The organism is Flavitalea sp. (genome assembly GCF_035489435.1).
In the GTDB taxonomy this organism is placed as follows: Bacteria; Bacteroidota; Bacteroidia; order Chitinophagales; family Chitinophagaceae; genus DATHKG01.
This window is the reverse complement of the sequence record NZ_DATHKG010000138.1, coordinates 25704-35638: the sequence shown is the minus strand read 5'-3', so window position 1 is coordinate 35638 and position 9935 is coordinate 25704. Positions and strand designations below refer to the sequence as shown.

Annotated in this window: 10 protein-coding genes; 3 read left to right on the top strand and 7 right to left on the bottom strand. The window is 42.3% G+C overall.

Going from position 1 to position 9935, the window contains the following annotated elements; genetic code table 11:
- Positions 1 to 13: 13 nt before the first annotated feature.
- The 3 genes from VK664_RS21895 to VK664_RS21885 form a co-directional block, all read right to left on the bottom strand.
- On the bottom strand, positions 14 to 757 hold the full coding sequence (locus tag VK664_RS21895) for a ribonuclease III family protein (RefSeq protein WP_461400840.1): 744 nt from the start codon (positions 755 to 757) through the stop codon (positions 14 to 16).
- A gap of 124 nt (positions 758 to 881) precedes the next feature.
- Positions 882 to 2135, bottom strand: a complete 1254-nt coding sequence (gene fabF, locus VK664_RS21890) for a beta-ketoacyl-ACP synthase II (protein WP_461400839.1) — start codon at positions 2133 to 2135, stop codon at positions 882 to 884.
- A 104-nt stretch (positions 2136 to 2239) separates the two neighbouring features.
- Positions 2240 to 2476: an acyl carrier protein gene (locus VK664_RS21885; protein WP_461400838.1), complete on the bottom strand. Its 237-nt coding sequence runs from the start codon at positions 2474 to 2476 to the stop codon at positions 2240 to 2242.
- Positions 2477 to 2684: 208 nt separating this feature from the next.
- On the opposite strand from VK664_RS21885, the gene VK664_RS21880 reads away from it, so the two are divergent.
- A complete protein-coding gene (locus VK664_RS21880) occupies positions 2685 to 3140 on the top strand; it encodes a GNAT family N-acetyltransferase (protein WP_461400837.1) in 456 nt (151 codons plus the stop codon).
- A gap of 125 nt (positions 3141 to 3265) precedes the next feature.
- Here the strand turns inward: VK664_RS21880 and VK664_RS21875 are convergent, their stop codons facing one another.
- Entirely contained in the window at positions 3266 to 3646 is a 381-nt protein-coding gene (locus tag VK664_RS21875) for a DUF4870 domain-containing protein (RefSeq protein WP_461400836.1), read from the bottom strand.
- A gap of 125 nt (positions 3647 to 3771) precedes the next feature.
- Here VK664_RS21875 and VK664_RS21870 point away from each other — a divergent pair, with 125 nt between their 5' ends.
- On the top strand, positions 3772 to 4752 hold the full coding sequence (locus VK664_RS21870) for a hypothetical protein (protein WP_461400835.1): 981 nt from the start codon (positions 3772 to 3774) through the stop codon (positions 4750 to 4752).
- Between the two features lie 39 nt (positions 4753 to 4791).
- Here VK664_RS21870 and VK664_RS21865 read toward each other — a convergent pair whose 3' ends face one another.
- The 3 genes from VK664_RS21865 to VK664_RS21855 are packed head-to-tail and all read right to left on the bottom strand — an operon-like array spanning position 4792 to position 9094.
- A complete protein-coding gene (locus VK664_RS21865; RefSeq protein ID WP_461400834.1) occupies positions 4792 to 5667 on the bottom strand; it encodes an FkbM family methyltransferase in 876 nt (291 codons plus the stop codon).
- A 17-nt stretch (positions 5668 to 5684) separates the two neighbouring features.
- Positions 5685 to 6578, bottom strand: coding sequence for a TRCF domain-containing protein (locus VK664_RS21860; protein WP_461400833.1), 894 nt, complete (start codon positions 6576 to 6578; stop codon positions 5685 to 5687).
- Positions 6536 to 9094 (bottom strand): DEAD/DEAH box helicase, encoded by a 2559-nt coding sequence (locus tag VK664_RS21855; protein WP_461400832.1) that lies wholly within the window; start codon positions 9092 to 9094, stop codon positions 6536 to 6538. Before VK664_RS21855 ends, VK664_RS21860 begins: the two co-directional genes overlap by 43 nt.
- A gap of 92 nt (positions 9095 to 9186) precedes the next feature.
- On the opposite strand from VK664_RS21855, the gene VK664_RS21850 reads away from it, so the two are divergent.
- Positions 9187 to 9924: a ferredoxin--NADP reductase gene (locus VK664_RS21850; RefSeq protein ID WP_461400831.1), complete on the top strand. Its 738-nt coding sequence runs from the start codon at positions 9187 to 9189 to the stop codon at positions 9922 to 9924.
- Positions 9925 to 9935 lie beyond the last annotated feature (11 nt).

The following is a 9935-nucleotide window of genomic DNA, read 5'->3' as shown; positions in this document are numbered from 1 at the left end:
AATTCTCTTCACGTCATTCATAATTCTCTTCAGTCACTTTGTTGAGTCCAAGTTTTGTAATGGCAATAGAAGAAGCAATCTGGCTTGCGTCTTTTTTATTATACGCTTTTCCTTCTGCAAGACAAACTCCATCAACCATTGCACCGATCGTAAAAAGCCGGCGTCCCCCTTCTATCTTTTCATCCAGCGTTTCGAATTCAAGGTTTTTTCCGTTTTTATTCGCCCAGCCATATAGCTTGTTCTTATTATTGATCTCGAGATTTTCAAGATCTTCCATAAACAGGTGTGGAATGATGATCACTTCAAGAACCCATTTTTTTGTTTTGTCAAAACCTTTGTCCAGGTAAACGGCACCCACCAATGCTTCCAGCGTATTGCCAAAGATCTGGCTCATCTTGAGAGAGTTGTCAAATTTATTAAAGAAAGTAACTTTCTTAATGCCCATCTTGATGGCGATCTCGTTTAGCTTATTACGATTCACCATCTTGCTTCTCATCTCCGTGAGAAACCCTTCTTCTTTATACGGGTATTTTTTAAAAAGAAAGTCAGCAACGATACCACTGAGAATTGCATCGCCAAGATACTCGAGCCTTTCATTATTTTCATCGGCTGTATCCCTGACCGACCTGTGGGTAAGTGCAGCCTTATATAGGGCAACTTTGCCCGGAGTAAATCCTAATACGTTCCTTAGACTTTTTTTAAAAGAAACATTGTTATCGTTACCTCTGAATCTGTTGAGAATGCGGACTAAAGTCAAGGCGTTTGTTTTTTCATCAGGTCAAAAATATTTGCATGCTAACGAAAGTTACAAAAAAAACCTGCATGTCAGAGCACAAACTTTCAATGATTATGCCTGCATCCGGGGTTCAATTTATTTAAAATCAGGGAACATATTTTTTCACTATTACACATGCATTATGACCGCCAAATCCAAAGGTATTACTGAGTGCGGCCCTAACGGTGCGTTTCTGCGCTTTCTCAAAAGTGAAATTGAGTTTTGGATCAAGTTCGGGATCATTGGCAAAGTGGTTAATGGTTGGGGGAACCATATCATCCACAACACTCATGATACATGCGATAGCTTCCACTACACCCGCGGCACCAAGGCAGTGCCCGGTCATGGATTTTGTTGAACTTATATTGATCTTAAAGGCATGTTCACCAAAAACATCCATGATGGCTTTGATTTCGGCAAGATCGCCAAGCGGTGTAGAAGTTCCATGGGTATTGATATAGTCAATGTCTTCGGGTTTCATGCCGGCATCGCGTAAAGCTGCGAACATAACATTTTTGGCTCCGAGTCCCTGGGGATGGGGAGCAGTAATATGATGTGCATCGGCTGTAGCTCCGCAACCGGCAATTTCACAATAGATTTTGGCTCCACGGGCAAGTGCATGATCCAGCTCCTCCAGTATCAGTAACCCGGCGCCTTCTCCCATTACAAAGCCGTCCCTGTCTTTATCATAAGGCCGGCTTGCAGTTTTAGGATCGTCGTTGCGTTCACTGAGTGCCTTCATCGCATTAAACCCGCCAACTCCGGACTCACTGATTACACTTTCGGACCCGCCGCTCAGGATGATGTCGGCCTGGCCCAGCCTGATCAGGTTAAAAGATTCCATGATCCCGTTTGTGGAAGATGCACATGCACTGACAACAGCGAAGTTCGGTCCGCGAAATCCATGACGCATGGATATCTGCCCGGCCGCGATATCAAGTATCATTTTGGGAATGAAGAAGGGGTTGAAACGGGGTGTTCCATCGCCTTTACCATAATTGATAACTTCTTCCTGGAAAGTCAGGATTCCACCGATTCCACTAGCGAAAATAACGCCAACACGGTCTTTATCAATATCATCGCCAGAAATACCAGCGTCTTTTACCGCTTCATCACTAACAGCCAGACCAGTTTGAGTAAACCGGTCGATTTTACGCGCTTCTTTCTTTTCGAGAAAGTTGAGCGGGTCAAAACCCTTTAATTCGCAGGCAAATCGTGTTTTGAATTTTGATGCGTCGAAAAGAGTAATATTATCGGCTCCTGAAACCCCCTCAACGAGATTTTTCCAATAATCCTGTAAATTATTACCGATTGGTGTAAGAGCACCAATACCTGTTACAACTACTCTTTTTAACATCATATAGCTGTGCTGATATAGATTTAGTAACAAATCCGCCTTCGCAGCACATTCAGGCTACAGAAAGGCGGATCTTAAGGGTATTGCATCTGAAGTCAATCAGTTAGTTACTTAGCATGTTCATCTAAGTACGCAACAGCCTGACCTACAGTAGTAATAGTTTCAGCTTGCTCATCAGGGATGGAAATATTGAATTCCTTCTCAAATTCCATGATTAATTCAACGGTGTCCAATGAATCTGCACCTAAATCATTTGTAAAGGAAGCCTCATGGGTAACTTCTGCTTCTTCTACACCTAGTTTATCAACAATGATCTTTTTAACTCGTGTTGCGATGTCTGACATTTTAGTAAAGTTTAGTTACGGCTGCAAAAATATAATTTTTGAGTTAACCACAAGAAATAGGTGGTTATTAATTATAAGTTGTAAAATTTGCGCTAAGATAAGCCTCTCATCTATAGAGCGGTAATTTTCTTTTAAAGTTTCAAAATAAATTTGATACGACCTAAATCCTTATATTGCGACTGACACGCTCTCAAAATCCCTTTAATTCATGGCGCTTAAAATTATTGATCACGGCTCCCCGGAATATCAGCAGATGGTCCAGTTAAGAAACGACATCCTGCGCAAGCCGCTTGGTCTATCTTTTACACCGGAAGAGCTGGCAAATGAAAAGGATGAGATCCTTATCGCAGCATTTGAAGACGAAAAGATGCTTGGTTGTTGCATGCTTGTCAAATCAGGTGGCTCAACGGTGAGATTAAGACAAATGGCTGTACTTAACAACCTCCAGGGTAAGGGTATCGGCCGGGCTTTAATGCAGTTTGCCGAAAATATCGCCCGTGATCTTGGCTATAAAAAACTCACCATGCACGCCCGCGTCACTGCCGTTGGCTTTTACGAAAAGCTCGGTTACGAGGTGGTCGGGGAAATGTTTGAAGAAGTGACTATCCAGCATAATTCAATGGAAAAGTCGCTTATCTCCTCCGACGAAGACACGTTAGCATAATTATGAATTATGAATTATGAGTTATGAGTGAGTTGTGAAATATTTGAATTTTTTAGTGAAAATGCAACTCATAACTCCATCATTCACCACTAACTCACCACCACTCACCACTCCCCTACGCCACTTTATTTTATCAAGCGGATATTAAACGGGTATTTGTAAAGCTTGCCTTCGCTGGCGCGAAGAGCGGCGACTATGGCAAGGATCACGTTTACGATGCCTATCAGCCAAAGCAAAAGAAACCCGATCAGCAGTATAATCAGTAGAATTGAAATAAAATAAAGGATGAGGATGGTAATCTGAAAGTTCAGCGATTCCTTCGCATGAATGGCGACGAACTGCGATTCCTTGTTTTTAATAAGATAGATGATCAAAGGTCCCAGGATGCCTACGCCGGGCACCACGGTAAGCAGATGCGATAACACCGCAAAGGTGCGATCATCACTTGTTGGAGCAACCGGGGGTAAATCTTCAGTACCCAGGAATGTTGTGTTTTCGTACGCCATGGGGGGAGTTTTTTATTAAGTTACTGATATTTTCAATGCCTCAATATTCTATATTAAGTTTGCAGGTTATAAGTTTGCAGGTTATGACCAGTACAAAAATCACTGGTTAGATTAATTCCGTTCTGATGCGTCTTTTTACTTTTTTTGCTGTATGTTGTTTATCCCTCATTTCATTTGTCGTTAACGGCCAGGAATATTACAGGTCGATATTGATCAAACCCGATTCAGCTGAACAGGGAATAAGACTTTTCCTTGGGCGTCTTCAAATGCTCAGCCAGCCGCAATCAGATGAAGCTGAACGACTTTACCGTGACTCACTGGCTGCTGTGCTTATTAATGCAGATCCGGTTTTCGCTAATGGTAAAAACACAATGCCATCAGCACTAGACACCCTGCTTCCCAGGCCTTCTTTCAGATTAATCAACGATCTTTTATGGCTTAACTTCAGGTTATCATCGGATAAAGCTTCAGCGGTTTCATTATTGCAGGTAATGGCCAAATATTATCCTGCTGAAGAATTTGTACAGGGTAATCTTTCATTGGCGTTTAGCCTTACTGGTCAGCAGGATTCTGCAAAAGCTGTGATAAACCTATACCTTCAGCTTAGACCTGAAGGCTATACTTCGTTCCATGTTGCGCGTAGCGTAATTGATAACGGAAGCGAAGCCGGCTTTCCGAAAATCATGAACCTTGGGGCGGACAGCTTTCGCCTCTTCACCGAAAACAAGCTTTATCAATTCCCGGCAAACCTTGACTCATTACGAAACGCCCTGGCTAATACTCTTCTGCATCGCGCCGGAGCGATCAAAGCGCCTGATAAAGTTACCGGCAGACTCATCCTCGACTTTGCCGATCTGACGGTAAAGGACAAGTTATATATTCAAGCACTGCCTTTTTATGATATTGCCACGATATATGATCCCAGCCTGCAACCATCAGTTGCGGAAAGAAAAACAGTAATCGCCGAAGCGGAAAAATCCGTAAACGACACCTTCAAATGGGCAAGCATTTTTTATGCGATACCCTTGCTTTCCTTTGTATTGATTCTTGTAAGCTGGCTCAGGTCGAAGAGAGGAAACGCGAAGCGACCACCCGAAATGAGCTGATAGAGACAGCAGACGGATAGGCCCACCCACCTAAACAGCTTACGAACTAATGGTAAATGGATACGCTGCCAACGGCACGAAAACGCAATTAAACGATTCATCGCCTCTTGACTTTATCTCAATCATTTTGCCATTGTTATCCAAATACCCTTTTACGTAGTTAAACCTGGTGAGCCATTCTTCAATCGCTTTCGCCGACGTACCTGCTTTAACCAGTAAACGATCATCTAATTCGATTAACAGCAGTGGCCGGTCATTGGTTAATATTTCCTGCATTCCCCGTAACGCGTTGTATTCTCCACCTTCGATGTCCATCTTTACAAATCTTATTGGTTGATTTATGTGAAGACTTTTATAGCTATCCAGAGTAGTAGCCGAAACTGTTTCAGATATTTCTCCCCCGGAACCGAACTCACTGATCATTCCGGTATTTAATCCATCACTACTGTCGCTTAATGAAATCGATGATTCGCCGGATGATATAGCTAGTTTTTCTGCAACAATATTTGTGATGCCATTCTGGGAGATGTGACTTGCAAGCCTGGTATAGTTCGATGAAAACGGCTCGAAGGCATAAATTTTACCCGCCTCTTTTACAAGGCCGGAAGCTACCAAAGAGAACAATCCGATATTAGCCCCGATATCAACAAATACATCGCCGGGACGGAGGGAGCTCTCTAAAAATTTTAATTCCTTTTCTTCATATTTCCCCAGGAAATAAAGTTGTTGGGGTATCCAGTCTTTAATATCCAGATCAAGAACAAGAACATTTTTGAATCTTATGGTTTTGGTAACCCCCTCAAAAAGATTTAATGGTTTTATCAATCGTTTGTGCACACCAAAAAAATGATGCTCAAAAACGTTGATTTTGAAAAACAGTTTGAGAACTGATGCAAATATTTGTTTCAGAAACATGAATCTTTATTAAAGCGCTAAACCACTTCCTCTTTATTGGCAAAGTTTAGCATACGCTGCAGAAAACCCAGGAGCTGCTGCATACTTTTTACATCTTCAACTACCAGCAAAAAGAGCTTACCAACCTGCTTCAATTTTGCTTTGTTGGTTTGGGTCTGCAGATATGTTAGTATACTTTGGAAAGTATCAGATTCAAAATAAGGGGAATCAGCCTTATTGATAAAATAACATCTCAGCTGCTCATCTTTCAGCAACATCTTTTCAAAACCGAGATTAACTGCCACCCGCCTTGACCGGACAGTATCAAATAAATCAATGACCTGCTTTGGCAAAGGTCCAAACCTGTCTGCAAGCTCTGTCGCAAATGCCTGCAGTTCTTCCTCGTTTTCACAGTTATCAAGTCTTGTATACAAAGTGAGTCTTTCAGTCACAGACTCAACATAACTATCGGGTATAAGTATTTCCAGGTCAGTATCAACAGTACAATCCTGCACAAAATCATCCTGCTTTGTAATTTCTTCCTTAAACAGTCCCTTAAACTCGGTTCGCTTTAATTCGCGGATCGCTTCATCAAGAATCTTCTGGTACATCTCAAAACCAATCTCGGCCATGAAACCGCTTTGTTCACCACCCAGCATATTACCCGCACCACGAATGTCCAGATCGCGCATCGCTATCTGGAAACCGCTTCCTAATTCACTGTGCTGCTCGAGCGTTTGCAAACGTTTTCTTGAATCATTTGGCAACGAACTCATCGGCGGAGCCATCAGATAACAGAAAGCTTTCTTATTGCTGCGTCCAACACGTCCACGCAACTGGTGCAGATCACTCAAACCAAAATGATGCGCATTGTTGACGATGATGGTATTTACATTCGGAATATCGACCCCGCTTCCACGATGTTTGTACAAACCAGCACGTCATATTTCTTATCAATAAAATCAAGGATTCGTTCTTCCAGCTCATGACCTTCGAGCTGACCATGTGCAAATCCGATGCTCACATCAGGACAAAGGCCCTGGATGAGCGCGGCCATTTCCGCAAGACCAAGAACCCGGTTATGAATAAAAAACACCTGGCCGCCACGTTCAGTTTCATAATAGATGGCATCCCGGATCGTATCTTCATTAAATACAACCACTTCTGTTTGAATCGCCTGCCTGTTCGGCGGAGGTGTGTTCATTATACTCAGATCCCTCGCTCCCATAAGGCTGAACTGTAGCGTTCTTGGGATAGGCGTTGCCGTTAGGGTAAGGCAGTCCACATTTGTCCGCAGCGTCTTGATCTTTTCTTTATGCGCCACACCAAACTTCTGTTCTTCATCAATTACCAGCAGCCCAAGGTCTTTGAACTTCACTTCTTTACCCAGCAATCCATGGGTTCCGATTATGATATCAATCTTTCCTTCCTGTAAACGCTGAAGCACCTCTTTCTTTTCTTTGGAAGATTTGAAACGATTAATATAATCAACCGTTACCGGAAAATCTTTCAAACGATCCTTTAGTGTTTTATAATGCTGGAAAGCCAGGATGGTTGTGGGAACAAGCACAGCCGCCTGTTTACCATCAAGGCAGGTTTTAAATGCTGCCCGGATGGCGATTTCAGTTTTACCAAAACCAACATCACCGCAAACAAGCCTGTCCATCGGGGATGGAGACTCCATATCTTTTTTCACATCGGCCGTAGCTTTTGCCTGGTCTGGTGTATCCTCATATATAAAAGAAGCTTCCAGTTCAGTTTGCATGTAATTATCAGGAGCATGTGCAAAACCTTGCTGAGCCTTTCTCTGAGCATAAAGCTTGATCAGATCAAATGCAATCTCTTTAACCTTGATCTTGGTTTTTTCCTTAAGTTTTGACCAGGTATCGCTACCAAGTTTATTTACTTTTGGTATCGTTCCTTCCTTACCGGTATACTTTGAGATCTTATGGAGTGAATTGATGTTCACATAAAGGATATCACTATCCTTATAAATGATTCTTACCGCTTCCTGGATTCTGCCATTTGCTTCAATCTTTTGTAAGCCACTGTAACGTCCAACACCATGATCAATATGCGTCACATAATCTCCCGGCTGCAGTTCGCGCAGGGTCCGGAGGGTAAGTGCCTTATTTTTATTATAAGCCTGCTTAACCTTGTATTTGTGATAACGTTGAAATATCTGGTGATCTGTATAACAAACAGCTTTGATGCTTTCATCAATAAAACCTTCGTGTACCGAAACCGGGATTGGTATAAACTGAATTTCCGCCCGCAGATCCTCAAATATACTGTGAAGTCTTTCCAGCTGCTTTGGGTTCTCGGCAAAAAGATAAAGCGTATAATTTTTTGCCATCCAGCTTTTCAAATCGGCAATAAGCATATCAAACTGGCGGTTAAAGGCTGGTTGAATACGAGTTTGAAATTCTATAATAGCAAAATCTTTATTACCTCCAAAAACCGATGGTTTCGGACCAAAGCTTAGCAACTGCCTTTCGAGCAATTTGTCTTCAACCAGTTGTGCCGTTACAAAATCTTCAGGCTTAACTTCTATCTTTTCAATTTTGTCTTCCTCTTCCTTTTTTCCATAACTACCCGAATCGCGGAGCTCAAGAAATAGTTGCAGGTCTTCCTCCTGGGTGATGATGCGGTCGCGGGTGAGTTCCCAATCCTGCATCCAGATTACAGTATTAGCAGGTAAGAAGTCGAAAAGCGAAACTTTATCCTGGTCCTCGAACTGTGTTTCTATATTGGGGATTATATTTACCTGTAACAGCTTGCGTTCACTAAGCTGGGTTTCAGGATCAAAGATCCGGATTGAATCAACATCATTACCAAATAGTTCAAGCCGGTAAGGTTTTTCGTTCCCAAAAGAATAGATATCGAATATGCCACCTCTTAAAGCAAACTGTCCGGGTTCATAAACAAAATCAGTCCTTTCAAACCCATAGTTCACAAGCTTTTCAATCATACCATCGATATCGAGGTTCTGGTTGGTTTTGATCTGTATAATATTACCAGAAAGAACATTCGGTAAAATCACTTTTTCGAAGATGGCTTCGGGATATGTGATGATGATCTTTTTGTTGCCGCCACCGCTCCATTTCATCAGCGTTTCTGCTCTCAACATCACATGACTGCTATTGAGCAAACGGAAATTTTTGCGATTTTTGAAAGAAGAAGGAAAGTAAAAAAGATCCAGTGCGTTTGTCAGGTTCTCCAGCGTATTGTGGAGGTAGGCCGCATATTCCGCATCTTCACAAATCACAACATGATTAAGTGAGGACGATTTCGGGTGTTGAAATACTCCATTTATTACGAATGCGGGGGAGCTACCCTGTAGGTTTTTTAGATGTATATGTTCAGGTTGCTCATAGGACAACCTGTCCGCCAGTTCAAAAAGGCGGGGGCTGTTTTTATATCCATCGAGCAAAGTTTGCAAATTCATATTGCGGCGCAAAGTTACTGATACTTGGTGAGATGAAGGATTTATTGAGTCATATATATCTCTCTTTTAGTACATTTAGAAAAAGCTAACACATGCTACAGCCATGGCGAATTGGAAAGGTTATCAAAATAACCGAAGAAACACCGAGCACCAGGCGATTCTGGATCGAGGTTCCCGAGCTCGAAAACTTCGATTTTAAACCGGGCCAGTTTGTTACCCTGGATCTTCCTATTCACGAAAAACCCAACAAGCGCTGGCGAAGTTATTCGATCGCTTCCTGGCCAGACGGAACCAATGTTTTTGAATTGATCATTGTCTTGCTGGAAGGGGGATTGGGAACGAATTATCTTTTTAACGAAATTTCAGTGGGTTCAGAATTAACGCTGCGGGGACCCCAGGGTGTTTTTGTGTTACCTGAAGCAATCGAGAAGGATCTGTTCTTTATTTGTACCGGAACAGGGGTAGCACCTTTCCGTGCCATGGCCCATCATATCCTGAATCATAATATTCCGCATAAAACAATCTACCTGATTTTTGGTTGCCGGAAATTTGGTGACGCTTTATATGGAAAGGAATTAAAAGAACTCGCCAGGGAGATGCCTAGTTTCCAGTACTTACCTACTTATTCAAGGGAAGAGCCTGTTAACTATGATCACCTGATCCGAATTGGTTATGTTCACCAGGTTTATGAGGAGATCTGTAAACAAGCGAATGGCACACCAGCCTCCTTCTTTTTATGCGGATGGAAAAATATGATTGATGAAGCAAAACAAAGAATCACGGCGATGGGTTACGATCGGAAATCGATTCACCAGGAATTATACGGATAAAGACCGTTCTA